This is a genomic window from Aquabacterium sp., assembly GCF_034003525.1.
Classification (GTDB): Bacteria; Pseudomonadota; Gammaproteobacteria; order Burkholderiales; family Burkholderiaceae_C; genus Aquabacterium.
In genome coordinates this window covers 1-23,747 of sequence record NZ_JAVEYN010000036.1, presented here as the reverse complement: position 1 = coordinate 23,747, position 23,747 = coordinate 1, and the positions used below count along the sequence as shown (strand labels likewise).

The 23,747-nt window shown below is 64.6% G+C and carries 22 protein-coding genes and 1 tRNA gene; 16 read left to right on the top strand and 7 right to left on the bottom strand.

Annotation, left to right across the window (positions count from 1 at the left end):
* The first annotated feature begins 169 nt into the window (after positions 1 to 169).
* The 6 genes from fliN to RBT42_RS15215 all read left to right on the top strand — a co-directional run bounded on the left by fliN (position 170) and on the right by RBT42_RS15215 (position 4,873).
* Complete coding sequence (fliN, locus tag RBT42_RS15240; RefSeq protein WP_320366635.1) at positions 170 to 607, top strand: flagellar motor switch protein FliN; 438 nt, start codon at positions 170 to 172, stop codon at positions 605 to 607.
* Positions 608 to 629: 22 nt separating this feature from the next.
* A complete protein-coding gene (locus RBT42_RS15235; RefSeq protein ID WP_320366628.1) occupies positions 630 to 995 on the top strand; it encodes a flagellar biosynthetic protein FliO in 366 nt (121 codons plus the stop codon).
* An 89-nt stretch (positions 996 to 1,084) separates the two neighbouring features.
* Positions 1,085 to 1,783, top strand: coding sequence for a flagellar type III secretion system pore protein FliP (fliP, locus tag RBT42_RS15230; protein WP_320366633.1), 699 nt, complete (start codon positions 1,085 to 1,087; stop codon positions 1,781 to 1,783).
* A gap of 10 nt (positions 1,784 to 1,793) precedes the next feature.
* A complete protein-coding gene (fliQ, locus tag RBT42_RS15225; RefSeq protein WP_320366627.1) occupies positions 1,794 to 2,063 on the top strand; it encodes a flagellar biosynthesis protein FliQ in 270 nt (89 codons plus the stop codon).
* The gene (gene fliR, locus RBT42_RS15220; protein ID WP_320366626.1) at positions 2,064 to 2,825 is read left to right on the top strand and encodes a flagellar biosynthetic protein FliR; all 762 of its coding nucleotides are present in this window, start codon (positions 2,064 to 2,066) and stop codon (positions 2,823 to 2,825) included.
* Positions 2,826 to 2,875: 50 nt separating this feature from the next.
* Positions 2,876 to 4,873 carry a DNA topoisomerase IV subunit B gene (locus RBT42_RS15215; RefSeq protein WP_320366625.1) on the top strand — a complete coding sequence of 666 codons (1,998 nt, stop codon included), beginning with the start codon at positions 2,876 to 2,878 and terminating at the stop codon, positions 4,871 to 4,873.
* A gap of 15 nt (positions 4,874 to 4,888) precedes the next feature.
* On the opposite strand, the gene RBT42_RS15210 is transcribed toward RBT42_RS15215, so the two are convergent.
* Both RBT42_RS15210 and RBT42_RS15205 read right to left on the bottom strand, forming a co-directional pair.
* A complete protein-coding gene (locus RBT42_RS15210; protein WP_320366624.1) occupies positions 4,889 to 6,457 on the bottom strand; it encodes an AAA family ATPase in 1,569 nt (522 codons plus the stop codon).
* A complete protein-coding gene (locus RBT42_RS15205; protein ID WP_320366623.1) occupies positions 6,454 to 8,001 on the bottom strand; it encodes a cryptochrome/photolyase family protein in 1,548 nt (515 codons plus the stop codon). The genes RBT42_RS15210 and RBT42_RS15205 overlap by 4 nt, the downstream gene beginning before the upstream one ends.
* Before the next feature lie 95 nt (positions 8,002 to 8,096).
* On the opposite strand from RBT42_RS15205, the gene RBT42_RS15200 reads away from it, so the two are divergent.
* Genes RBT42_RS15200 through RBT42_RS15190 form a run of 3 tightly spaced genes read left to right on the top strand, consistent with a single transcriptional unit; the run spans position 8,097 to position 12,089 of the window.
* Entirely contained in the window at positions 8,097 to 10,064 is a 1,968-nt protein-coding gene (locus tag RBT42_RS15200; protein WP_320366630.1) for an LTA synthase family protein, read from the top strand.
* Complete coding sequence (locus RBT42_RS15195) at positions 10,039 to 10,707, top strand: response regulator transcription factor (protein WP_320366622.1); 669 nt, start codon at positions 10,039 to 10,041, stop codon at positions 10,705 to 10,707. Before RBT42_RS15200 ends, RBT42_RS15195 begins: the two co-directional genes overlap by 26 nt.
* Positions 10,707 to 12,089, top strand: coding sequence for an ATP-binding protein (locus RBT42_RS15190; protein ID WP_320366620.1), 1,383 nt, complete (start codon positions 10,707 to 10,709; stop codon positions 12,087 to 12,089). The genes RBT42_RS15195 and RBT42_RS15190 overlap by 1 nt, the downstream gene beginning before the upstream one ends.
* Here the strand turns inward: RBT42_RS15190 and RBT42_RS16540 are convergent.
* Positions 11,998 to 12,225: a DUF2256 domain-containing protein gene (locus tag RBT42_RS16540; RefSeq protein ID WP_413785909.1), complete on the bottom strand. Its 228-nt coding sequence runs from the start codon at positions 12,223 to 12,225 to the stop codon at positions 11,998 to 12,000. The genes RBT42_RS15190 and RBT42_RS16540 overlap by 92 nt on opposite strands.
* A gap of 6 nt (positions 12,226 to 12,231) precedes the next feature.
* Positions 12,232 to 13,779: an FAD-binding domain-containing protein gene (locus RBT42_RS15180; RefSeq protein ID WP_320366629.1), complete on the bottom strand. Its 1,548-nt coding sequence runs from the start codon at positions 13,777 to 13,779 to the stop codon at positions 12,232 to 12,234.
* 222 nt (positions 13,780 to 14,001) lie between these two features.
* Between RBT42_RS15180 and parC the strand changes: the two genes are divergently transcribed.
* Complete coding sequence (parC, locus tag RBT42_RS15175; RefSeq protein WP_320366618.1) at positions 14,002 to 16,329, top strand: DNA topoisomerase IV subunit A; 2,328 nt, start codon at positions 14,002 to 14,004, stop codon at positions 16,327 to 16,329.
* Between the two features lie 6 nt (positions 16,330 to 16,335).
* Here the strand turns inward: parC and RBT42_RS15170 are convergent, their stop codons facing one another.
* From RBT42_RS15170 to RBT42_RS15160, 3 genes are all read right to left on the bottom strand, one after another.
* Positions 16,336 to 17,754, bottom strand: a complete 1,419-nt coding sequence (locus RBT42_RS15170; RefSeq protein WP_320366616.1) for a bifunctional serine/threonine-protein kinase/universal stress protein — start codon at positions 17,752 to 17,754, stop codon at positions 16,336 to 16,338.
* Positions 17,744 to 18,487: a metallophosphoesterase family protein gene (locus RBT42_RS15165; RefSeq protein ID WP_320366614.1), complete on the bottom strand. Its 744-nt coding sequence runs from the start codon at positions 18,485 to 18,487 to the stop codon at positions 17,744 to 17,746. The genes RBT42_RS15170 and RBT42_RS15165 overlap by 11 nt, the downstream gene beginning before the upstream one ends.
* Positions 18,488 to 18,566: 79 nt before the next feature.
* Complete coding sequence (locus RBT42_RS15160; RefSeq protein ID WP_320366612.1) at positions 18,567 to 20,132, bottom strand: methyl-accepting chemotaxis protein; 1,566 nt, start codon at positions 20,130 to 20,132, stop codon at positions 18,567 to 18,569.
* Between the two features lie 235 nt (positions 20,133 to 20,367).
* Here RBT42_RS15160 and RBT42_RS15155 point away from each other — a divergent pair, with 235 nt between their 5' ends.
* The 6 genes from RBT42_RS15155 to RBT42_RS15130 all read left to right on the top strand — a co-directional run bounded on the left by RBT42_RS15155 (position 20,368) and on the right by RBT42_RS15130 (position 23,271).
* Positions 20,368 to 20,643 carry an H-NS histone family protein gene (locus RBT42_RS15155; RefSeq protein ID WP_320366610.1) on the top strand — a complete coding sequence of 92 codons (276 nt, stop codon included), beginning with the start codon at positions 20,368 to 20,370 and terminating at the stop codon, positions 20,641 to 20,643.
* A 19-nt stretch (positions 20,644 to 20,662) separates the two neighbouring features.
* Positions 20,663 to 20,737 (top strand) — tRNA-Arg (locus RBT42_RS15150).
* 174 nt (positions 20,738 to 20,911) lie between these two features.
* Positions 20,912 to 21,712, top strand: a complete 801-nt coding sequence (locus RBT42_RS15145; RefSeq protein ID WP_320366608.1) for a tyrosine-type recombinase/integrase — start codon at positions 20,912 to 20,914, stop codon at positions 21,710 to 21,712.
* 4 nt (positions 21,713 to 21,716) lie between these two features.
* Entirely contained in the window at positions 21,717 to 22,124 is a 408-nt protein-coding gene (locus RBT42_RS15140) for a site-specific integrase (RefSeq protein ID WP_320366606.1), read from the top strand.
* Positions 22,125 to 22,630: 506 nt separating this feature from the next.
* Positions 22,631 to 22,918 carry an ADP-ribosyl-(dinitrogen reductase) hydrolase gene (locus tag RBT42_RS15135; protein ID WP_320366604.1) on the top strand — a complete coding sequence of 96 codons (288 nt, stop codon included), beginning with the start codon at positions 22,631 to 22,633 and terminating at the stop codon, positions 22,916 to 22,918.
* Between the two features lie 17 nt (positions 22,919 to 22,935).
* Positions 22,936 to 23,271 (top strand): CopG family antitoxin, encoded by a 336-nt coding sequence (locus tag RBT42_RS15130; RefSeq protein ID WP_320366602.1) that lies wholly within the window; start codon positions 22,936 to 22,938, stop codon positions 23,269 to 23,271.
* Positions 23,272 to 23,747 lie beyond the last annotated feature (476 nt).

Here is a 23,747-nt window from a genome sequence, read left to right as displayed (position 1 = left end):
AAGGTGGATGGGGTGCCGGTGTTTGACAGCTATTACGGCACGTCCAACGGCAAGTACGCCCTTCGTGTGAACCAATTGTTGACGTCTGGCCACAAGGGCTGGATTGGAGATCAAAATGTCTGACCCCGCAGAGTTCTCGTCCCCTGGCGCCGATGCCGAGCAGGACGCGATGGCCGCCGAATGGGAGGCCGCGCTGGCTCAGCAGGCCACTTCGTCTTCGGCAGGGATGGCCTCGGACCCGTTCAGCGCCGCTGCCAGCGAAGTGAGCGACCCGGTGCATCAGGCCACGCCAGCGGCGTTCGCCAATTTTGGTGCGTCGGCTCCGGCGATGCCGGCGGGCAACGACATCAACATGATCCTCGACATTCCCGTGCAGCTGACGGTGGAGTTGGGGCGCACGCGCATCCCCATCAAGAACATCCTGCAGTTGGCGCAGGGTTCGGTGGTGGAGTTGGACGCGCTGGCCGGTGAGCCGATGGACGTGCTGGTCAACGGCTTCCTGATCGCTCAGGGCGAAGTGGTGGTGGTCAACGACAAGTTCGGTATCCGCTTGACCGACATCGTCACGCCCTCGGAGCGCATGCGTCGCCTGAGCCGCGGCAACTGAACGCGGATCACGGACACGCAAGATGGACATGGCATCGACGGGTTTGTTGATTGTTTGGTTTGTGGTGATCGTGGCGTTGATCCCGGTCAGCCTCTGGCTGCTCAAGCGTTCGGGCCTGGCCCAGGGCGCGCTGGGCGGCGGCGTGGCACCGGTGCGCACGGTTGGCAATGTGAATCTGGGCCCCGGGCAGCGCATCGTTACTGTGGAGGTTGGCGAGGGCGAGTCCCGCACCTGGCTGGTGTTGGGGGTGACCTCGCAGCAGATCAACACCTTGCACAGCATGGCGCCCATGAGCGCGCCGGTGGCGCCGGGCGAGGCGGCGGGGCTGCCGCCCCAGTTCGCGTCGCTGTTGCGCAGCAAGCTCGCCAAGCGTCAGGAGCCTCAATGATGAAGGCGCGCACGATGACGTGGGCAAAGAGCGTCCAATGCGCCAAGTGGGGCGTGGCCCTGGGCTTGGCAGGGCTGGGGACTGTGGTGATGGCCCAGACGGCCACCGCGCCGACCGCTGCCGGGCTGCCGCTGATGGTGGGCCAGGGGGGCGGTAACAGCTACTCGGTGCCCATCCAGACGCTGTTGTTTTTCACGGCGCTGAGCTTCTTGCCGGCTTTGCTGTTGATGATGACGGGCTTCACCCGCATTGTGATCGTGCTGAGCCTGATGCGCCAGGCCTTGGGCACGGCCTCGTCGCCGCCCAACCAGGTCATCATCGGTCTGTCGCTGTTCCTGACGATGTTCGTGATGGGGCCGACGTTGGACAAGGTCTACAAGGAGGCCTACGAGCCTTTCGCGGCCAACCAGATCTCGTTCAACGAGGCCCTGGAGCGCGGCCAGGGGCCGATGCGCTCCTTCATGCTCAAGCAGACGCGCCAGTCCGACCTGGGGCTGTTCACGCGTCTGGCCAAGCTGGAAGGTCAGGTCACGCCCGAGACCGTGCCCTTGCGCGTGCTGGTGCCGGCGTTTGTGACCAGTGAGCTGAAGTCGGCCTTCCAGATCGGGTTTCTGATCTTCATTCCCTTCCTGGTGATCGACATGATCGTGGCCAGTGTGCTGATGAGCCTGGGGATGATGATGCTCTCGCCGGTGATGGTGGCCTTGCCGTTCAAGCTGATGCTGTTCGTGCTGGCCGATGGCTGGAACCTGTTGCTGGGTTCGCTGGCCGCGAGCTTCGTGCAGTAGGGAGGCACGCATGGATTCCCAACAGGTACTGACCATTGCCGGCGGCGGCTTGCTGACGCTGCTGATGGTGTGCGGTCCGATCGTGCTGGTGGTGCTGGCGGTGGGCCTGGTGGTGTCCATCTTCCAGGCGGCCACCCAGATTCACGAAGCGACGCTGTCGTTCGTGCCCAAGCTGCTGGCGGCGTTCGCCACGCTGGGGCTGGCCGGTCCGTGGATGTTGTCGACGATGGTGGACTACATCCGCGAAGTGCTGATGTCGATCCCGAACGTGGTGGGCTGAGTGGTCAGCTTCACGGAAGCGCAGGTACTGGCCTGGATCACGCCCTGGCTGTGGGCGTTTTTCCGGGTCGCCGGCATTTTCACGACGGCCCCGGTGCTGTCGCAAAAGAGCATTCCGCGCCGGGTGCGCCTGTCGCTGGCCATCTTGATCGTGATCTGTGCGCAGCCCAGCCTGCCGCCCATGCCGGACATCGCCATCAACTCGCCTCAGGCGGTGATGGTGATCGTGCAGCAGGTGCTGATTGGCCTGACGATGGGCTTTGCCGCACGGGTGGTGTTCGCCGCCATCGAGTTCGCCGGTGAGATCATTGGTCTGCAGATGGGCTTGAGTTTTGCCAGCTTCTTCGACCCGATGATGGGCGGGCAGGCCAATGGGGCCAGCCGCTTCCTGGGCACCACGGCGCTGTGGCTGTTTGTGGTGATGAACGGGCATTTGCTGCTCACCGGGGCGGTGCTGCAGAGCTTCCACGCGTTTCCGGTGTCGCCCGAGCCGCTGGCTTTCCTGAACCAGGTCAAGCCGCAGGTGTGGGGCGCCGAGATCTTCAAGCTTGGCCTGTGGGTGGCGCTGCCGGTGGTGTCCATGCTGCTGCTGGTCAACATGGTGTTGGGCCTGATTGCCCGGGTGGCGCCGCAGATGAACGTGTTCACCATCGGTTTCCCGATCACCCTGACGGTGGGCTTCACGGGCTTGTGGCTGACGCTGCCCATGATGGAGGTGCCGCTGACGATGGCGCTGGAGCGCATGATGGCCTACTTCCAGTGAGGCCCAAAGTTGGCGCGGTTGTGGGTGCGGTTCGTTCGTAGAATTGCACCATGTCTTCGAAGCCTGCCGCCAAATCTTCCAGTCAGCCCAACGCCGAATACGGCGAGGGCTCCATCCGTGTTCTCAAGGGCCTGGAGCCCGTCAAGCAGCGTCCGGGCATGTACACCCGGACCGATAACCCCCTGCACATCATCCAGGAGGTGATCGACAACGCAGCCGACGAGGCGCTGGCGGGGTTTGGCAAACGCATTGCCGTGACGCAGCACACCGATGGCTCGATCAGCGTGGAAGACGATGGCCGGGGCATTCCCTTTGGCCTGCACCCCGAAGAGGGCGTCAGCGTGGTCGAGATCGTTTTCACGCGCCTGCACGCGGGCGGCAAGTTCGACAAGGGCTCCGGCGGGGCGTACAGCTTCTCGGGTGGCTTGCACGGCGTGGGCGTGAGCGTGACGAATGCGCTGTCCACCCGCTTGCAGGTGACGGTGTGCCGTGACAAGCAGGTGGCGACGCTGGCTTTCAGTGGTGGCGACGTGATCGAGCCGGTGACGGTGCGGCCTGCCGCGTCGGGGGATCGCAAGAACGGTACGACGGTGCGCGCCTGGCCCGACGCGAAGTATTTTGAAAGCGCCGAGTTGCCCAAGGGCGAGCTGGTGCACATGCTGCGCAGCAAGGCGGTGCTGATGCCGGGGGTGACGATCACCCTGACGAACGAGAAAACCGGTGAGGTGCAGACCTGGCTGTACAAGGGCGGCTTGCGGGACTACCTGACGCAGACCCTGTCGGCCGATCCGCTGATTCCGCTTTTCGAGGGCGAGCAGTACGCCAGTGGCAGCGAGACCGAGAACTTTGCCGAAGGCGAAGGCGCGGCCTGGTGTGTGGCCTTCACCGAAGAAGGCTCGCCGATGCGCGAGAGCTATGTCAACCTGATCCCCACGGTGGCGGGCGGTACGCACGAGTCCGGCTTGAAGGATGGGCTGTTCCAGGCGGTCAAGAGCTTCATCGAGATGCATTCGCTGATGCCCAAGGGTGTGAAGCTGATGCCCGATGACGTGTTTTCCCGCGCCAGCTTCGTGTTGAGCGCCAAGGTGCTGGACCCGCAGTTTCAAGGGCAGACCAAGGAGCGCTTGAACAGCCGCGATGCCTTGCGCCTGGTGAGCACCTATGTCAAACCCAGCCTGGAGCTGTGGCTGAGCCAGCATGTGGAGTACGGCAAGAAGCTGGCCGAGCTGGTGATCAAGCAGGCGCAGGCGCGCCAGCGTGCGGGCCAGAAGGTCGAGAAGAAGAAGGGTTCGGGCGTGGCGGTGCTGCCGGGCAAGCTGACCGACTGCGAGAGCCGTGACATCAGCCTGAACGAAGTCTTCCTGGTGGAAGGGGACTCGGCCGGGGGCAGCGCCAAGATGGGGCGCGACAAGGAAACGCAGGCGGTGCTGCCGCTGCGCGGCAAGGTGCTCAATGCCTGGGAGGTGGAGCGCGACCTGCTGTTCAAGAACAACGAAATCCACGACATCTCGGTGGCGATCGGGGTGGACCCGCACGGGCCGAACGATGAGCCTGACCTGAGCGGGCTGCGCTACGGCAAGGTCTGCATCCTGTCGGACGCGGACGTGGACGGCTCGCACATCCAGGTGCTGTTGCTGACGCTGTTCTTCCGTCACTTCCCGAAATTGATCGAGACGGGGCACATCTACATCGCCCGCCCGCCGCTGTACCGGGTCGATGCGCCAGCGCGAGGCAAGAAGCCCGCGGCCAAGCTGTATGCGCTGGACGAGGGCGAGCTGACGGCCATCTTGGACAAGCTGCGCAAGGAAGGTTGCCGCGAGGGCAGCTGGACGATCAGCCGCTTCAAGGGCCTGGGCGAGATGAATGCCGAGCAGCTGTGGGACACCACGCTGAACCCGGAGACGCGCCGTCTGCTGCCGGTGGCCTATGGCGAGCCGGGTTTCGACGCCACGGCCGATTCGTTCACCAAGCTGATGGGCAAGGGCGAAGCGGCCTCACGCCGTGAGCTGATGGAGTTGCACGGCAACGAGGTGGAAATCGACGTTTGACGTCGTTGGGCCTTCTCAGAGCATACGTGTGTCCAGCGTCAGCCACTGGTGAGCGAGCCGCTGAGCCCAGTCGGGCTGGGTGGTGTCGGCTTGCAGGGTGTGAGGTGACTCTTCCGGGTTCAGCGCGGTGTCGCGTTGTAGCTGTTGGGCCAGCACGGCCACATTGGCATCGGATGCATCTTGGGCGGCCTGCTGCCGGGCCGTGACGCGCGCTTCCAGCGTGGCGTGGGGCGCCTCGCAATGCAGGATGGCGAAGGGCGCGCAATGGCTGGAGGCCAGGTGCCGGAAGCGCTCGCGCTCTTCCCCATCCAGGAACGTAGCGTCAACGATGGTGTGCCAGCCTGCTTGCAGGCTCAACTGGGCAAGATCGCACAGGTGGGTGTACGTGGCCTGGGTGCGCTCGGCGCTGTAGAGCTGGGGCGACGAGCCAAACAGCCTTTTGCGCTCCACGTCCGAGCGCAGTCGAACGGCGCCGGCGTGTGCCAGCAGTCCTTGGGTGAGATACGTTTTGCCGGAACCTGACACCCCGTGGGTGATGAGCAGCCTGGGTGAGGTGGGCGCGATGAGGCTGTGAGCCAGCGCCAGATAGTCCGGGCCGACTGGCGCCTGCCCCTTGCCCGCCTTGATGCGTGCGACGAGGGCGCGCACCAAGGCCCGGTAGACGAGGTAGTGGCGCAGCACGGGCAGGCCTGCATGGTCGCCGCTGGCGTCGAGGTAGGCATTGAGGAAGCGGAAGGCAAGATCCGCGCACTGGTGCGCCATCAGGTCCATGACCAGGAAGGCGACGTCGCTGAGCGGATCGCCCCAGCGCAGGCCGGGGTCGAACTCGATGCAGTCAAACGCGGTGAGGGTTCCGTCAAGCAGGACCACGTTGGCGAGATGCAGGTCGCCATGGCCTTCGACGATGCGGCCCTGCGCCTGGCGCTGGGCCCACAGGGGGCGCAGCTGGGGAGCGTTGTCGTCCAGCCACCGGGTGAAAGGTGCGCTGAGGACCTCATCACCGATGTCGGCCAAGTTGCGCAGCACATCGCGGGTGGTTTGCTCGACCAACTGGGGGCTGCCGTAGGGGGTGCTGGCAGAGGCGACGTCAGCTTCGCGATGGAAGGCGGCGAGGCGCTGGGCGAAATCGTTGAGCTGCTCGGGCAGTGGCGAGCGAGAGGGCGCTGGTGAGATGGTTGAGGGCGATGTGGCGGGCTGCACCTCGACCGGTTCCCGATGGGACGTGACGAGCACGCTGAGCAAGGCGCCGTCGGGAAACTGGCGCATGTGGACCGCATAGTCGATCACCGGGCCGCTGCCACCCAGCACAGGGGCACCGGGTGTGCCGGTGATGGGGGTGACTTCCAGGTAGAGCGACGGGGCCAGGCGGCGGTTGAGCCGCAACTCCTCGTCGCACAGCTGTTGGCGAAGGGGCAGCGTGCTGGCGTCGAGAAAGGGCAGGTGCAGCGGCTTCTTGATTTTCCAGGCTTCGTGGCCGTCGAGCAGCACCCAGGAGATGTGGGTTTCGATGAGGCGGGCCTGCCGTTGCTGACACAAGCGGTCGATCAGGGTGGTGTCGGGCGGAGCGGCAGAGGATGGGGTCATAGGGCGTTCAGTCGAGCGCGCAGGTCACAGGCCTGAGCCTGGATGGCATCAATGGTGTCGGCGTCCATCTTGTTCAGATTTTTATAGACCATGCCGATGCGCGGGTTGCGTTGCAGTTTGTCAGCATGGCGTAGATGGAAGTCCCAGTAAAGGGCATTGAAGGGACAAGCCTGGGGCCCGATCCGGTCCTGGTGCCGGTAGTGGCAGCGTTGGCAATGGTCGCCCATGCGGTGCAGGTAGCTGGCGCTGGACACATAGGGCTTGGTGGCGAGCAGGCCGCCGTCGGCAAACTGGCTCATGCCCAGGGTGTTGGGCAGCTCGACCCATTCGAAGGCGTCGATGTAGACGCCCAGGTACCACTGGTGCACCGACTGGGGGGAGAGACCGGCCAGCAGCGCAAAGTTGCCGATTACCATCAGCCGCTGGATGTGGTGGGCGTAGGCATGGGTGAGTGACTGGCCGATGGCGTGGGACAGGCAGGCCATGCGTGTCTGGCCGGTCCAGAACCATTCTGGCAGGGGCAGCGTATGGCCCAGGGCGTTGTGGGTGACGTAGCCGGGCATGTGAGCCCAGTAGACGCCGCGCACATATTCGCGCCAGCCCAGGATCTGGCGGATGAAGCCTTCGACGGCAGGCAGGGGCGCGTGGCCGTCCAGCCAGGCTTGCTCGGCCCGGGCCACGACTTCGCGAGGGTTCAGCATCTTGGTGTTGAGCGCGAAGGACAGCAGGGAGTGGAAGAGGCGCCAGCCGTGCTCGGTGAGCGCATCCTGGTAGTTGCCAAAATGGGGCAGGGCCTGGGTGATGAAGGCGTCCAGGTGCTGCAGGGCTTCCTGTCGGTTCAGGGGCCAGGCGAGCTGATCCGACTGAGGGTCGCCAAAGGAATGCACGCCCGCGTCGCACAAGGTTTGCCAGAGCGCACGGTGGTCGTGCGGGGTGCGCCAGTCCGCAGGCAAAGGGGGAGAGCCTTTCCAGGCTTTGCGGTTGTCGGGGTCGAAGTTCCACTGGCCGCCAGCGGGGCGCTTGGGATTGTCCGCGTCCAGCAGCACGTGGTGCTGAATCCGCATCTGGCGGTAAAAGTGCTCCATCAGCCACTGCTTGCGGCTGGCGAAGAGGGCGGCAGCTTCATCACGCTCGGTATAGAAGTGCTCGCTGCTGACGCGCTGGCAGCTCAGGCCATGGCGACATTCGGCGTCTTGCGCCCAGGTGTGCAGCTGCTGGTCCAGCCGCCATTCGTCGGGCTCCTGGTACTCGAAGTGCGTGGCGCCGTAGTGGCGCACCAGGGCGTCGAGGTTGTCGGGCAGCGATTGGCGGTTGGACGGATCGTCCAGGGCCACGTAGCGCACGCGGTGGCCGTCTGCCTTGAGTTGCCGGGCAAAGTCACGCATGCCGGCCACGATGGCCAGGATTTTCTGGGCGTGGTGCAGCACATAGGCCATCTCAGGATGGATTTCCATCAGCACATAGACCACATCGGGTCTTACCTCACCGAACCAGCTGTGGCCAGGGTTGAGTTGGTCGCCCAGGATCAGTCGCAACGTGCTCATGCCAAAAAGTGTATTGGCCGGTTTGATCAAGTCTTCAGATTCGCCTCAGCTGAGATTGATGCAATGCCGAGTCTTGGACATTTTGCGTGGATCTGATGAAACAGGTGTATTCGCCCTTGAAGTGGGGCCGCTGGCACAGCTATGTGTCTCTGCTGGCCTTGTTTGTGGTGCTGGGGGCGGTGCTGCGGGCCGCGCTGTGGCTCAAAACAGGAGGCCAGGCACCCTGGACGCCTGTGCTGGCAGCACGTGTGTTCGGCGTGGGCCTGGTCTATGACCTAGTGGCCGGCGCCAGCTTGTTGATGCCCTTGATGCTGTTTCTGGCGGTGGTGCCGTCGAAGTGGCTGGCGCGGCGGGGCTTTCGCATCGCGATGGGCTTGGGCATGGTCGTCTGGGTGGTGCTGATGCTGTTCATCGGCATCTCGGAGTGGATCTTCTGGGATGAGTTCGGCTCACGCTTCAACTTCATCGCGGTGGACTACCTGCTCTACACCCATGAGGTGATTGGCAACATCCGCGAGTCCTACCCCGTGGGGGTGATCCTGTCGGCGCTGGCCTTGGTGGCCACGGCCTTGGTGTGGCGGGGGCGCCGGGCGCTGCTCCCTCGGCCGGATCACGGCGTGTCACGCTGGGCGCGCTGGGGGCTGCCGGTGGCGGTGGTGGGCGCCGTGAGCATGGCCCATGCGGTGGTCGATGGCCACTGGAAGGAGCAGTCGAGCAACCGCTATGTGAATGCCTTGAGCGGCGATGGCGTCTATGAGTTCTTCTCGGCGTTGCGCCACAACGAACTGGACTACGAACATTTCTACCAAAGCCTGCCCTCGCCGGAGGCCATGGCCCGTCTGCGCAAGCAGCTGCCCACGCCCCACGCGCGCCTGGCGTCCAACGACCCGATGGACCTGACCCGCATCGTGGACGATGGGCAGCCGGAGAAACACCTGAACGTGGTGATGATCTCGGTGGAGAGCCTGTCGGCGGACTATCTGGCGCATTTCGGCAATCAACGTGGGCTGACGCCACGTCTGGACGCCTTGGCCGAGCAAGGTCTGCTGTTCACTCGCCTGTACGCCACGGGGACACGCACGGTGCGGGGGTTGGAGGCCTTGTCGCTGTCCCTGCCGCCTACACCGGGCCAGTCCATCGTGAAGCGGCCGGGCAATGCGGACCTGTTCTCGCTGGGCAGCGTGTTCGCGTCCAAGGGCTATGACACCCGCTATGTGTACGGCGGCTATGGCTACTTTGACAACATGAACGCGTTTTTCAGCGCCAATCACTACCAGGTGGTGGACCGCATGGCGATTCCGGCCGAGCGCATTCACCATGAAAACATCTGGGGTGTGGCCGACGAAGACCTGTTTACCCAGGCATTGCAGGAGGCCGATGCGTCCTATGCGCGGGGCAAGCCCTCGTTCATGCACGTGATGACGACGTCCAACCACCGGCCCTACACCTATCCGGAAGGGCGCATCGACATCCCTTCGCACAAGAGCCGCGAAGGCGGGGTGAAGTACACCGACTGGGCGATTGGCAATTTCCTGGACCGCGCGGCTCAAAAGCCTTGGTTCAAGGACACGGTGTTCGTCATCGTGGCCGACCACTGCGCCTCCAGCGCGGGCAAGACCGACCTGCCGGTCGAGCGCTATCACATCCCGGCCCTCATCTACGCGCCCGGTCACATCACGCCGGCCAAGGTCGACCGCCTGGCCAGCCAGATCGACATCGCGCCGACCCTGCTGGGCCTGCTGCACTTCAAATACGAGAGCCGTTTCCTGGGCTATGACCTGTTCGATCTGGAACCGGGTCGTGAGCGCGCCTTCATCAGCACCTACCAGGACCTGGGCTACCTGACCGACCATGCCTTGGTGCGACTGGATTCGCGAGGGGGTGTGCAAACCACCCAGGTCGCCGATGGCGAGGACCGAGGTCGTGCCGCACCGATGAGCTCCTCGCAGGTGGCCGACGCCATCAGCTGGTACCAGGGCGCCGCCTGGGCGTACCATCACGAGGGTCTGTCACTGAAGGGTTTGCGCTCTCCAAGCTATGCGGGTCTTGCTGGTCGAAGATGATGTCTTGTTGGGCGATGGCCTGCAGCAGGGGTTGATCCAGCAGGGCTACGCCGTGGACTGGCTGCAGCGGGGCGACGAAGCCGAGGCGGCCTTGCTCGCCCATCGTTATGACTGTGTGGTACTGGACTGGCAACTGCCGGGTTTGACGGGCGTGGAGCTGCTGCAGCGCCTGAGAGCACGACGTGACACGACCCCGGTGCTCTTGCTAACCGCCCGCGATGCCCTGACCGATCGGATTACCGGCCTCGATGTCGGAGCCGATGATTACCTGGTCAAGCCCGTGGCGCTGGACGAGCTGGGGGCCCGCATTCGGGCGCGGGTGCGCCGGGCGCTGGGTCAAGCCAGCCCCGTGTTCACGTGTGGCGCGCTGGTGCTGGACCCGGCACGTCGGGTGGTGACCTTGCATGGTGAGCCGGTGGATCTGTCGTCCCGGGAGTTCAACGTGCTGGCCAAGCTGATCAGCCAGCCCGGGCGACCTTACTCGCAGGCACAGCTGATCGAGTCCTTGTATGCCTGGGACGACGACGTTTCCAGCAACGCCATCGAGGTCTACATCTACCAACTGAGGCGCAAGCTGGGTTCAGACTGGATCAAGACCATGCGCGGCGTGGGCTACATGCTCAACCCGGTGGGAGAAGCCTGATGCGTTCCTTGCGTGATCGGCTCACGCGGCTGCTGCTGGCCGTCTTGATCCCGATCTGGCTGCTCATGGCTTTCACCGCCTATGTGTCGGTGCTGCGGGAGGTCGATGAGATCGACGCCCGTCAGCTCGATGAGGTGGCTCAGCCCTACTTGCGCATGTCGGTGCCCGCTCTGCAGAAGGCGCTGGAGCTGGCCGTCAGCCACGACCATGACGATGACGAACCCCCTTTGTCGGTGCTGCGCTGGGGCAGTCAGGGTGAACTGCTGTATCGAAGCCCCCTGGCGCCTGCCTTGTCGTTTGCCACCCGGCCGAGCCATGAGAACGAAGACGCCAGCGAGCCGGACAGCTTGAGCCTGCAGCAGCTGCAGGGCACGTCGTGGCGGGTGCTGTGGCACCACGACCATGTTCACGACGAATGGACCGCGGTGGCACGCGCCATGACCGAGCGTGACGAGTTGGCCCGCGGCATGGCGCTGGGCTTGATCTTGCCGTCTCTGGTGACGGCGCTGGCGCTGGTGTTCGTGGTGAGTTGGGCGGTGCGCCGGGGCTTGAGGCCTTTGAAGGAAGTGGGGCGGCAGGTCTCGCAGCGCCAGGACCAGGACATGTCCCCCATCGACACCGGTGAGGTGCCTCGTGAGGTGACCCCGCTGCTCAATGAAATCAATGCCTTGCTGGTCCGCCTGGACCGGGCCTTGTCCCTGGAGCGGCAGTTCACGGCCGATGCCTCGCACGAGCTGCGCACGCCCCTGGCTGCGGCCATGGCGCAGATTGAAGTGGCGCAAGGTGCCGTAGACGACACCCAGCGGGACACCGCGCTGAAGCAGGCCCGCGCGGGGCTGACGCGCGCCAACACGCTGACCGAGCAGCTGCTGGCGCTGGCGCGTCTGGATCACCATCTGGACGGCCGACTGGACCGCGCCGCGCGTGCGGCCTGGCCGGGCTGGCAGCCCGCGCTGGATGTGGCAGAGCTGGTCCGTCAGGAAATGGCCGACTTGGCTTTGATGTCCGTGCAGGCCGATGTGGCCTTGTCCCTGGATGCGCCAGACCAGCCATGCCGGGTCGGCGCTCAGCCGCAATGGCTGAGTCTGGCGGTGCGCAACGTGCTGGGCAACGCACTGAAGTTCACGCCCCTTGGCGGGCAGGCCCACGTCACCGTCAGCGAGATGGCCGATGAGGTCTGTGTGGTCGTCCAGGACACAGGCCCTGGGGTGCCGGACGACATGTTGTCGCACCTGGGACGCCGATTCGCCCGGGGCGATCACACCCGTTCGGGCTCAGGCTTGGGCCTGTCTATCGCATCGCGCGTGGCCGAGTTGCATGGGGGGACCTTGCGCTTTGCGTCGGCTCAGGGGCTGACGGTGACGCTGTCCCTGCCGAAGTGAGCGGCGTGCGGCTGTGGCGACAGCGGTCTGAGCAGTATTTGACCTCGTCCCACACCTGCGCCCACTTCTTGCGCCAGGCAAAGGGCCGCTGACAGCAGGCGCACACCTTGGTCGGTAGCTCGGTTTTTTTGCGCATGCGCATTCAGAACTCCAGGGCCAGTTGGGTGGCTTCAGGCGGCGCCGCGGTGCGGGAGGCGTTACCCCGCGTACTGGTGCGCCCTGCAGGCCGTTTGCGCGAGCCATGCCGTGCCACGATGGCCGCCTTGCCCGCTTTCACATCTGGTTGCTCACGCAGGCTGTGCAGGCGCGCCTTGGCCGCTCGCGTGGCCGATTCCAGCTCCACCACGGGCACCGGGATGTCCACCCCAACCTGTACCCTGCAGCGCGCCTGCACGTCTGTGGGCATGCGCCAGGGTTCGAACAACCAGGTCTGGGGCACCTTGCGCATGTAAGGCAGCCAGCGACGCACGAAGTGCCCGTGCGGATCCTGGTCGTGCGCCTGCTTGATCGGGTTGTAAACCCGTGTGGTGTTGATGCCTGTCGTGCCCGATTGCATCTGCATCTGGCTCCAGTGAATGCCCGGCTCGTAGTCCAGAAATTGACGCGCCAGCCACAGGCCCACCGGGCGCCAGTGCAGCCACAGCGGATAGGCCGCCACCGACACCAGCATGGCCCGCATGCGGAAGTTCATCCAGCCGGTGTGACGCAGCATGGTCACGCAGGCGTCCACCAGCGGCCAGCCGGTGCGGGCTTGCACCAGCGCCTGAAAGTGCGCCTCGTTCCAATCGTCCTCGCGCAGGCCGTCGTAGCCGCGGTGCAGGTTGCGCCACTCCAGCTCCGGCTCGGACTCCAGCTTCTGGATGAAGTGGCAATGCCAATACAGCCGGCTGACGAAGGCCTGCAACCCGGCCCGTTGACGGCTGGCGCTGTCTGGCAAGGTATGGATCTGGCGGCGGGTGGCCTGCACCACCTCGCGCATGCTCAGACAGCCGTAGGCCAGATACGGTGACAGACGCGAGCAGGCGCTGGGGGCCGACAGCGGCGAGGAGATCCCACCACGGTACTGCCCACACCGATCGGTCAGGAAGTCTTGCAGCACGGCCAGGCCCTCATGGCGACCACCTGGCTGGCGTCGGGGCGGCGTCTCATCGGGCAATCCCAGCGTCAGGGCGGTGGGCGGTGCTGGTTCGCTCCAGGGCAGGGGCACGTCCTGCAGGGCTGGCGCTGGCAGCAGGTTGTTTGCCATGTGGGCTTCCCAATGGGTTTGCCAGGTGTTGCGGCTTTTCAGGCGCCTGACCACGCCAAACTGGGGCCATTCCTGCCAATGTACGTTGTGGGTGCGACACCACCGCGCCACGGCCTTGTCGCGCTGGTAGCTGGCATCGTTGCCCGTTTCTTCGTGGGTACAGAGCCGCGCGAACGGCGCCAATGTGTGCAGCCGCTGCAGCACGTCCACCACTTCGCCGGTGACCACGTTCAGCCGCGCGCCAAGCAGACGCAACTCACGCCCCAGATCGCGCAAGCTTTCCACGATGAAGGCGTGGTGCTGTGCGGCGGCATCGGGCTGCGCCCACAGGCTGGGCTCGAACACGTACAGGCACAGCAGCGGCCCGCGCTGCGCGGCCTCGCTCAGGGCCCGGTGATCCACCGCCCTGAGGTCACGCTTGAACCACACCACGCTGTACGTCATGGCGCCGAGGATAGGCAAGGCCGCACGTCGCATGCCGCAGGGTACGGGCTTGAATCGATGCAAAGCCATGACAAGCAGGGGCGCACCGGCGTCGGGCGGCGCAACAGGTGCGGCGAAGACGCCAGGGGGATGCGGCAAAATCATGTGCATTGACCGGGTGACACTGTGCGCCCATCCAGCCCCTACACTTCGTTCCACCTTGTGGAACCTGCCAAAGCGACGATGTCCCAGCAAACGATCGACTTCAACCCACCCCGTGACGACGATGGCAGCCCATCGCTGACCCTGGCCCATTACGCCGAGCGTGCCTATCTGGAATACGCTCTGAGCGTGGTCAAGGGCCGCGCCTTGCCCGATGTGTGCGACGGCCAAAAGCCCGTGCAGCGCCGCATCCTGTACGCGATGGAGCGCATGGGCCTGGGCTTCAGTGGCGCCAACGGGGCCAAGCCGGTCAAGAGCGCCCGCGTGGTCGGTGACGTGCTGGGCCGCTACCACCCGCACGGCGACACGGCTGCCTACGACGCCATGGTGCGCATGGCGCAGGACTTCGCGCTGCGCTACCCGCTGGTGGACGGCCAAGGCAACTTCGGCTCACGCGATGGCGACGGCGCGGCCGCGATGCGTTACACGGAAGCCCGCCTGACGCCGATTTCCCGCCTGCTGCTCGACGAAATCGACATGGGCACGGTGGACTTCGTGCCCAACTACGATGGCTCGACCGAAGAGCCGCGCCAGTTGCCGGCGCGCCTGCCCTTTGTGCTGCTCAACGGCGCCAGCGGCATTGCCGTGGGCCTGGCCACCGAGATCCCCAGCCACAACCTGCGCGAGGTGGCCTCGGCTGCCGTGGCCCTGATCAAGAACGAGCACCTGCCCGACACCGAGCTGTTCGACCTCATCCAGGGTCCGGACTTCCCCGGTGGCGGCCAGATCATCTCCAGCGCCCAGGACATCCAGGACGCCTACCGCAGCGGCCGGGGCAGCCTGAAGGTGCGCGCTCGCTGGAAGATTGAAGACCTGGCGCGCGGCCAGTGGCAGCTGGTGGTGACCGAGTTGCCGCATGGCACCAGCTCGCAAAAGGTGCTCGAAGAGATCGAAGAGCTGACCAACCCGAAGATCAAGTCCGGCAAGAAGGCGCTGACCGCCGAGCAGAACCTGCTCAAGGCCACTGTGCTGTCGGTGTTGGACGCAGTGCGCGATGAGTCGAGCAAGGACGCCCCGGTACGTCTGGTGTTCGAGCCCAAGACCCGCACCGTGGCGCAGCAGGAGCTGATCACCACCTTGCTGGCCCACACCAGCCTGGAAAGCTCGGCCCCGATCAACATGACCATGATCGGCTCGGACGGCAAGCCCACGCAAAAGAGCCTGCGCCAGATCTTGAGCGAGTGGATCGGCTTCCGCATGGAGACCGTCACCCGCCGCACCCAGCACCGCCTGGGCAAGGTGATGGACCGCATCCACATCCTTGAAGGCCGTCAGCTCGTCTTGCTGAACATCGACGAGGTGATTGCCATCATCCGCAACAGCGACGAGCCCAAGGCCGCGCTGATCGAGCGTTTCAAGCTGTCCGACCGCCAGGCCGAGGACATCCTGGAAATCCGTCTGCGTCAATTGGCGCGGCTGGAAGCCATCAAGATCGAGCAGGAGCTGTCCGAGCTGCGTGCCGAGCAGGCCAAGCTGGAAGACATCCTCAACAACCCCGGCGTGCTCAAGCGCACCGTGGTCAAGGAAATCGAGGCCGACGCCAAGCAGTATGGCGACGAGCGCCGCACCCTGATCCAGGCCGAAAAGCGCGCCGTGGCCGAGGTAAAAGTGCTCGACGAGCCAGTGACCGTGGTCATCAGCGAAAAGGGCTGGGTGCGTGCGCGTACCGGGCACGGCCACGACCCGGCAGGGTTCGCGTTCAAGGCCGGCGACGGGCTGTACGGCACGTTCGAGTGCCGCACGGTGGACCCGCTCATCGTCATCGGCAGCAACGGACGCGTGTACAGCGTGCCGGTGAGCGCCTTGCCGGGCGCGCGCGGAGATGGCCAGCCCATCACGACCATGATCGAGCTGGAATCGGGCACGCAGCCGCTGCACTATCTGGCCGGCCAGGTGGACCAGACGGTGCTGCTGGCCAACAGCGGCGGCTTTGGCTTGCTGGCCAAGCTGGGCGACCTGGTGACGCGCCAGAAGGGCGGCAAGGGCTTCCAGACCCTGGATGAGAGCGACAAAGTGTTGCCCCCTGTGCTGGTGCAGCCTGCACACACCCAGGTGGCCTGCCTGAGCGAGGACGGGCGCATGCTGGTGTTCGGTCTGGACGAGTTGAAGCTGCAGTCGAACGGCGGGCGTGGCCTGACGCTGATGGATGTGGACGCCCAGAAGGCACCGCTGATTTCGGTGGCGAGCTGCCACAACGGTGTGCGTGTGATTGGCACCACCCGTGGGGCCAAGCCCAAGGAAGAGGATGTGCGCAACTCGGCCTACGTGGCCCATGTGGGCAAGCGCGCCCGCAAGGGCAAGGCGGTGGACGCCTTCCAGAAGGTGTTCAAGGTGCAGGCGCTGGCTTGACGGCGATTACACCCGCACCACGGTGACCGAGCAATCCGCTTCGGCCACCACCTGCGCGCTGACGCTGCCCAGGTAACGCCGCAGCGCCGAGTTGCCGCGCGCCCCCATCACGATGTGGTCGACCTGGTTCTTGGCGGCGAACTCCACGATGGCTGCAGCGGTGTCCGGCGCCTCCAGCACATGGAAGGTCAGACGCTGTTCGTCCAGCCCCAGTTGCTGCTGCAGGGGGCGGGCCCAGTGCTTGATGTGCACCAGCTGCTGCACGTGCAGACTGTTGCCTTCGGCATCGGTGAGGGTGTCCATCGCGATGCGATTGGTCTTCATCACGCTGACGCACGCCAGGCGGGCGCGGGTTTCGGTCTGCATGATGCGGCGCACCGTGCCCAGCAGCTTCTTGTCGAGTTCGGGCGTGCTGTTCTTCACCCCGATGGCCACCATGATGATGGGGCAGCGCTCCACGTGCTGACCCGCAGTGGTGTCCGCCTTGGGCTCGGCCCCCACGGCCTTGAACCAGCGCTTGAAGGTGTCCAGGCGGCTTTGCGTGCCCATCTTCTGAGCGCGCGCCGTCAGGGCGATCTGCTCGGGATGCTGCAGGTCCAGCGCCAGTTGCGCGGCGCTCTGGTAGCGCTCGTTCGGGTCCACTTCCAGGCAGCGCAGGATCACCTCTTGCAGCCATGGCGGCGTGTCCGCCCGGTGCACGCGGGGCGGAATCGGGTCGGTGTACAGACGTTTGCGCAGGCCGGCCACGGTGGTCGGCTGGCCAAACGGGCGCTCGCCCGTGGTCAAGTGATACAGCATGACCCCCAGCGCGAACAGGTCGCTGCGGGGGTCGTTGCGCACGAATTGCACCTGCTCGGGCGAGATATAGGGGCCGGTGCCCATGGGCAACTCGAACTCTTCTTCCAGCAGGTCGGGCAGGTGGTCGTGGCGTGACAGGCCAAAGTCCACGAACACGGCCTCGCCAGAAGGGCGGAACAGGATGTTGCTGGGTTTGACGTCCAGGTGCACCACATGCTGCTTGTGCAGCGCGTGCAGGGCCAAGGCCACCTTCTGGCCAATGTCGGCCACCTCGGAGATGGGCAGCGGCGCCTCGTCCAACCGGGGGCGCAGCGAGTGCCCAGGGATGTGCTCCATCACGATGTAGGGCCGGCGCGTGAAGTCACCCTTGGCGACGAAGCGCGGCACATGCGGCCCTTGCAGCATGGGCATCACCATCTGCTCCACCTCGAAGCCGACGATGGTGGCCGGATCCTCCCCGCCCTTGATGCGGGGTATCTTCATGATCAGGGGCAGATCGCTCGGGCCGTCCAGCCGCTCCACGTCCCACAAACTGGCCATGCCGCCCAGGTGCAGGCGTTCCTTGAGCCGGTAGTTGTCGACGATCGCGCCGGGCTCCAGGCCGCCGCCGTTGGCTTCATCGACCATGGATCAGCCTTTGCGCAAAGCTGGCCGGCAGACCGGCATCGAGGATGCGCTGCGCAGCGGTGTCGTGGTCGTAAGGCACGCGGTGGAAGGTGAGGGTGGCGCTGCCGGTGTCGAAGGTGGCGTAGCAGGCCGCCGGGTTACCGTCACGCGGCTGGCCCACCGAGCCCGGAATGGCCAGCCAGCGGCGGGCGGGCGACAGGCTGATGGGCACTCCGTCGACCGGGATGAACTCGCCCGATTTGCCCAGGTTGGAGAGGTGGTAGAGGCATTGCTGATGCACATGCCCGCAAAACACGAAGGGCTGGGAGCTGGCCATCAGGCTGCGCGAGGCTTCGGAGCGCCCTTGCAGGTACTCCCAGTGCGCGGGGTCGTGGGCATTGGCGTGGGCCATCAGGCAGGGACCCACCTCGGCCGTCAGGGGCAGGGCGGTGAGCCAGTCACGCTGGGCCTGGCTCAGCTGCGCGAAGGTCCATTCCAGCGAAGGCGCCACGTGCGCCGACATCTTGCTGGTGGTCTCGGCGCTCAGCGCATCGTCGTGGTTGCCACGCACCAGCACAGCGCCCTCGGCTTCGCGCGCCTGCGCAAACTCCACCACCCAGACCGGGTCGGCGCCGTAGTCCACATAGTCGCCGAGCATGACCAGCAGGTCAAAACCCTGTTCCTGCGCATGCTGCCAGACCGCCTCGACGGCCTGCCGGTTGGCGTGAAGATCGGACAGCAGGGCAATTTTCATGGGAAGCTCTCAGACAAGGCGGCCATAGTCTAGCGAGCTCGTGCCCTGTCGTCTGCCCGTATCTGCCCGGGGGGGATGCTCAGACCTTGAACACCTGAACCGAGTCCGACACGACCTTGGCGCGGTCAGCCAGCGAGCTGGACGCAGCGGCAATCTGCTCGACCGCCGCGGCGTTCTGCTGGGTGATGCCATCGAGATGCGAGACGGCATGGTTGATCTGCGAAATGCCTTGCAGTTGCTCGGTGACGCCGTGGCTGATGGTGTCGACCAGGTGGACCACTTCGGAGACCGAGCCCAGCGCCTCTTTCATCGTGCTCTGCACGGAGTCCGAGAGCGCGCTGCCGGCCTTGACCTTGTCTGACGAGTCGGTGATGAGTTGTTTGACCTCGCGTGCCGCTGCGGCGGTGCGTTGGGACAGTGCACGCACTTCCGAGGCCACCACGGCGAAGCCGCGGCCTTGTTCGCCGGCACGTGCGGCTTCCACCGCAGCGTTCAGCGCCAGGATGTTGGTCTGGAAGGCGATGGAGTCGATCACCTGGATGATGTCGTGGATGCGCTTGGACGACTCTTCGATCGCGTGCATGGTGCGGGTCAGGTCATCGACGGCAGCGCCGCTGCGCTGGGTGATCTGCGTGGTTTGACGCGCGATCCCGGCGGCTTGCTCGGCCGTGGCCGCGTTCTGGCGGGCCGTGCTGGTGATCTGTTCCATCGACGCCGCGGTTTGCTGCAGGTCGGCGGCCTGGGACTCTGTGCGTGAGGACAGGTCGTGGTTGCCGGAGGCGATCTCCTGCGTTGCGACGTTCATCTGATCCACCTCGGTGCGGGCATCCTGCACGGTGGTGGCCAGGTTCACCTTGAGCTGGTTGAGGGCGCGCGCGAGCTTGCCCATGCCGCCGCCTCGCTGGCTGGTGATGGACACCGACAGGTCTGCCCCGGCCAGGGTGTTGGCCATCTTCAGCAGCTCGCCCAAGGGCTGGGTGGCCACACGGGCAAACAGCTGCTTGGCCAGCGCCAGGCTGATCAACCACGTCATGGCCAAGGCGGCCCAGCCACCGGTGCCGAGATCGCCTCCGGCCACCCCGACCCCAACGCCCAGGGCCAAGGTCACCAGCACCATGACGCCCAGCGTGAGGCGATTGGCCATCTCCAGCTGGAAGGCCTGAACGATGCGGCCAGTGAGGGTGTTCTTGCGGACCTGGCCGTTGTGCAGGGTGTGGACCAAGTGACCGGACTCGGCCTCGGCACGCATGCGGGCGTACAGGCGGGTGGCGCCATCGACGTCGTCGCGGCTGGGCTTGGTGCGCACCGACATGTAGCCGGTGGGTTGGCCGTTCTCGAGCAGTGGGGTGACGTTGGCCTGCACCCAGTAGTAGCGCCCATCGGCACGACGGTTCTTGACCAGTGCGGACCAAGGCTGACCACTTTGGATCGTGGCCCACATGTCGCGGTAGGCCTCTGCGGGCATGTCGGGGTGGCGGATCAGGTTGTGGGGTTGGCCCAGCAACTGCTCGCGCGCGTAACCGCTGACCCGGATGAAGGCGGGGTTGCAGTAGAGGATCTTGCCTTTGAGATCGGTGGTCGAGACCAGTGACTCGCCCTCAGGGAAGGGGTACTCTTCGTCGAGAACGGGCAGGTTCAGGCGCATGAACGACTCCTGTGTCTGGCGTCAGACACGACTATTGGGGATTGTTAAATTTCCCGCATTGTCTCGTTAACCCTGGGTTTGGTGTGACCTTATTGCATCGTGCCATGCTGCAGAGCATCAAAAATGCGCAGTAATGCTGGATGCAACCTGTGCCGGGTGCCGTTTTGTCGCTAAACCGTCACGCAAAGTCAGGCCCTGGATCGGGCATCATAGTGGGCCGTTGTAGAACATGCACATGCTGACTCCCGAACAAGAAGCCGTGGTGCGCGCCATCCGCAAACTGGTGGACTTTTGGCAGATCACCGCCGATGAACTGGACATGGGGCCGCAGGCACCGCGCGCCCCTGCACCCCCACCGCCGGCCGCGCCAAAGGGCCCCAAATACCGTCACCCCTTGACCCAGCAAACGTGGGACGGGGAGGGCGTGCAGCCGCAGTGGCTGAAAGAAGCCCTCACGCGGGAAGGCTATACCGTCGATGAACTGCGCATCTCGCCCGACGCGCTCGCATAGTAAAATCGCCGGCTGGTCTCTCCCAGTCGTCTAATGGATAAGACAGCCCCCTCCTAAGGGGCAAATCTTGGTTCGATTCCAGGCTGGGGGACCATACCCGCACATTTACGGATTTTCTCGGAAGTCCACGGAAACAGAAAGCCCTAGAGAAATCAACGCTCTAGGGCTTTTTTTCGTCCGTGCGTGTCCGGGGTGGTGCGTTGACAGCCGGTGCAGCGTGGGGGCAACATTGGGGGCATCTGAGTTGCCCCCATTTGGAGTTGCCCCCATGCCCCTGACCGATACAGCCGTGCGCAATGCCAAGCCAGCCCAAAAGGCCGTGAAGCTGTTTGACGGCGGCGGGCTCTACCTGGAAGTGGCCCCCAGCGGCGGCAAGTGGTGGCGGCTCAAGTACCGGGTGGACGGCAAGGAAAAGCGCGTCAGCCTGGGCACCTACCCTGACGTGGGATTGAAAGAGGCGCGGGAGCGGCGCGACCAGGCCCGCAAGATGCTGGGGGAGGGCGTTGACCCGAGCGAAGCGCGCAAGTCTGACAAGGCGGCCAAGAAGGCGGCGAGTCTGCGCACCTTTGAGGCCGTGGCCTTGGCCTGGCTGGACAAGAGCGCCCCCACCTGGGATGAGGGCACCCATGCAGCGGTGAGGGCCTCCCTGGTCAATCACGTGTTTCCGGCCTTCGGGCGCTTGCCTGTGTCCGGCGTGCGGCCTGCTGACGTGCGTGAGCTGGTGCAGGGCATCGAGGCGGGCGGCGCAAGAGAGACGGCGGGGCGGGTGTTCCAGCGCATCAAGGCGGTGTATCGGTACGCGGTGGCCCATGAGCTGACGGACACGGACCCCACGTACTCCCTCAAACCAGCCGAAATCCTCAAGCGCCAGATCGTGAGACACCGGGCGGCGCTGTCTGAGCGCGAGACGCCCCAGTTCCTGCGGCTCCTGGGGGAGTACCAGGGGGAGCCAGCCACAAAGGCAGCCTTGCAGCTCCTGGTGCTGACAGCCGTGCGACCTGGTGAGCTGAGGGGGGGCGCGCTGGGAAGAGTTCGACCAGGCGCGGGCGCTGTGGCGCATCCCCGCTGAGCGCATGAAGATGAAAACGGAGCACCTGGTGCCCCTCTCATCACAGACCCTAGAGCTGCTGTCCAGCATCCTGCCCGCTGAGGATGCAAAGGGGCTGCTGTTCCCGTCGCCCTATTACCCCGGAAAGCCAATCAGTGACGGCACCCTGAACAGTGCTCTAGCCCGCATGGGCTACAAGGGCATGGCGACCGCCCACGGCTTCCGCACGCTGTTTTCGACCTGTGCCAATGAGGCGGGGTGGAATTCGGATGTGATCGAGAAGCAGTTGGCCCATGAAGAGCGGGACGGCGTGCGGGCGGCCTACAACCGGGCCAACTGGTTGCCCGAGCGCACCAAGCTAATGCAGTGGTGGGGTGAGCACCTGGCGAAGCTGGCCCGAGGGGCAGACGTGATCCCCTTCAAGACGGCCTGACGGCTGGCCCCACACCAGGCGAAAGCGGCTCAATCGGGCCGCTTTCTGCATTTTGGGAATGATTTTCGGTGGGGACGTGGGGACAAATGGCCGGAACGGCTCACATGCCCGATGAACACAGGGCGGGAGGCGTTTGGAGGCTGTGGGGACAAAGTGGGGACGATGTGGGGACGATGTGGGGACTAAGTGGGGACGTATAAGAGAGAAGAGATAGAGGGACATTCATTCATAAGAGGTGTTCTCTCCCTGCCTTCCCTCTGAGGCTGCCCGGCCTCCGTCCCTGCTGACGCTGTCTGGTGCTTTCGGTCCGGTGCTGGCTTGCGCTGCGCCTCATCTGGTGGGGCGGCCTTGCCTGTGCTGTAGACGCTTGCGGAATCGTGCGCGGCGGGGTTCTCCCTGGTGCCACCCCCCATCGGGCGGGGCTGTCACTGCATAGGGGCCATTGAAATAACCTAACATGCGTGTATATACAGCGTGCTACAGTAACGAACCAACATCTTGCGCCTATGAAAAATTTGCTCATCTCACAAGCGACGCTCGATAAGCTGGCTGACAAGCACCAGGTGTCTCGTCGTGAGGTTGAGCAGTGCTTTGCAAACAAGTGTGGCCTGTTCCTGGAGGACTCCCGGGAAGATCATCGAAGCGACCCAGCCACCATGTGGTTCATTGCTCCGACCAATGAGGACAGGCAACTCAAGGTTGTTTTTATTTTTAAAGACGGGCTAGTTCATTTACGCACTGCGTACGAACCGAACCCCGTGGAACTTGCAATTTATGACCGCCATGGGCGGTGACTCTAGGAGAAGCAACGATGACGAAGGCACAGGACAGACTTGAAAGCACCGATGAAGCATGGGAATCCCGCGCTTTGGGCGCTAGCGAGGACCATGTACGCGCCGTCTCGGTTGATCTAGAGGCAGCCATTGATTCCAGCTTGGGTATGCAAGCGATTTCCATTCGCTTGCCTAAGGAGTTGATCGACGCCTACAAGCTGATTGCCAATCATCACGGCGTTGGCTACCAGCCGTTGATGCGCGACATCCTTCAACGGTTTGCCCCTGAAGGCTTGAAGGAAGTGATGGAGCATCATGCCCAAAAGGCTGATGAGGTCGATCACGACATTGAAAAGCGCAAGAAGGCCGCCTAACTGGGCGACGCACGCGAAGGCAAAAAAGGGAGCTTGGCTCCCTTTTTTTATGGCTGGTGTTGCCTTCTGGCCGGCATTGAATGCAGCATGACGTTGGCACGACACCGACGCTCACTGAGCGCCGCTTGATGCCAAGACTTGAGCGACTGGCTCAGACGCTTCAAGCCAGCCCGCCTGTATCTGGCTCAGCCACTCATCGCGCTTTCTCTGCGCCTCCGCTTGGGTAGTTGGGTTTTGTTCGTCTTGGCAAGCCCGGATAACGACTGTCGCTGTGTGCATATCGAGGGTGTCCATGTCATTCCTTTCCTACAGTTTTGACCTGGCCACTATGGCGTCACGACTGCGTGAGGTGAAGCGCCCCGGGTTTCGCGGAGGCTCCAACCCTGGAGAATGGAGCCATGAAGAAGTCCCCGAAGTTTTCACCTGAGGTGCGCGAACGCGCAGTGCGCATGGTCCTGGAGCACCGTGGCGAGCAT

What these genes read in the sequence shown, in the direction of transcription:
- RBT42_RS15215 (WP_320366625.1), top strand. Translation starts at nt 2,876, where the DNA reads ATGTCTTCGAAGCCTGCCGCCAAATCTTCCAGTCAGCCCAACGCCGAA.
- RBT42_RS15160 (WP_320366612.1), bottom strand. Translation starts at nt 20,132, where the DNA reads ATGCGCCTGAACCTGCCCGTTCTCGACGAAGAGTACCCCTTCCCTGAG.
- RBT42_RS15195 (WP_320366622.1), top strand. Translation starts at nt 10,039, where the DNA reads ATGCGGGTCTTGCTGGTCGAAGATGATGTCTTGTTGGGCGATGGCCTG.
- RBT42_RS15205 (WP_320366623.1), bottom strand. Translation starts at nt 8,001, where the DNA reads ATGAGCACGTTGCGACTGATCCTGGGCGACCAACTCAACCCTGGCCAC.
- RBT42_RS15145 (WP_320366608.1), top strand. Translation starts at nt 20,912, where the DNA reads ATGCCCCTGACCGATACAGCCGTGCGCAATGCCAAGCCAGCCCAAAAG.
- fliN (WP_320366635.1), top strand. Translation starts at nt 170, where the DNA reads ATGGCCGCCGAATGGGAGGCCGCGCTGGCTCAGCAGGCCACTTCGTCT.
- RBT42_RS15190 (WP_320366620.1), top strand. Translation starts at nt 10,707, where the DNA reads ATGCGTTCCTTGCGTGATCGGCTCACGCGGCTGCTGCTGGCCGTCTTG.
- RBT42_RS15135 (WP_320366604.1), top strand. Translation starts at nt 22,631, where the DNA reads ATGAAAAATTTGCTCATCTCACAAGCGACGCTCGATAAGCTGGCTGAC.
- RBT42_RS15210 (WP_320366624.1), bottom strand. Translation starts at nt 6,457, where the DNA reads ATGACCCCATCCTCTGCCGCTCCGCCCGACACCACCCTGATCGACCGC.
- RBT42_RS15140 (WP_320366606.1), top strand. Translation starts at nt 21,717, where the DNA reads ATGAAGATGAAAACGGAGCACCTGGTGCCCCTCTCATCACAGACCCTA.
- RBT42_RS15200 (WP_320366630.1), top strand. Translation starts at nt 8,097, where the DNA reads ATGAAACAGGTGTATTCGCCCTTGAAGTGGGGCCGCTGGCACAGCTAT.
- RBT42_RS15130 (WP_320366602.1), top strand. Translation starts at nt 22,936, where the DNA reads ATGACGAAGGCACAGGACAGACTTGAAAGCACCGATGAAGCATGGGAA.
- RBT42_RS15155 (WP_320366610.1), top strand. Translation starts at nt 20,368, where the DNA reads ATGCTGACTCCCGAACAAGAAGCCGTGGTGCGCGCCATCCGCAAACTG.
- RBT42_RS15170 (WP_320366616.1), bottom strand. Translation starts at nt 17,754, where the DNA reads ATGGTCGATGAAGCCAACGGCGGCGGCCTGGAGCCCGGCGCGATCGTC.
- RBT42_RS15180 (WP_320366629.1), bottom strand. Translation starts at nt 13,779, where the DNA reads ATGACGTACAGCGTGGTGTGGTTCAAGCGTGACCTCAGGGCGGTGGAT.
- fliQ (WP_320366627.1), top strand. Translation starts at nt 1,794, where the DNA reads ATGGATTCCCAACAGGTACTGACCATTGCCGGCGGCGGCTTGCTGACG.
- RBT42_RS15235 (WP_320366628.1), top strand. Translation starts at nt 630, where the DNA reads ATGGACATGGCATCGACGGGTTTGTTGATTGTTTGGTTTGTGGTGATC.
- fliP (WP_320366633.1), top strand. Translation starts at nt 1,085, where the DNA reads ATGGCCCAGACGGCCACCGCGCCGACCGCTGCCGGGCTGCCGCTGATG.
- parC (WP_320366618.1), top strand. Translation starts at nt 14,002, where the DNA reads ATGTCCCAGCAAACGATCGACTTCAACCCACCCCGTGACGACGATGGC.
- RBT42_RS16540 (WP_413785909.1), bottom strand. Translation starts at nt 12,225, where the DNA reads ATGCGCAAAAAAACCGAGCTACCGACCAAGGTGTGCGCCTGCTGTCAG.
- RBT42_RS15165 (WP_320366614.1), bottom strand. Translation starts at nt 18,487, where the DNA reads ATGAAAATTGCCCTGCTGTCCGATCTTCACGCCAACCGGCAGGCCGTC.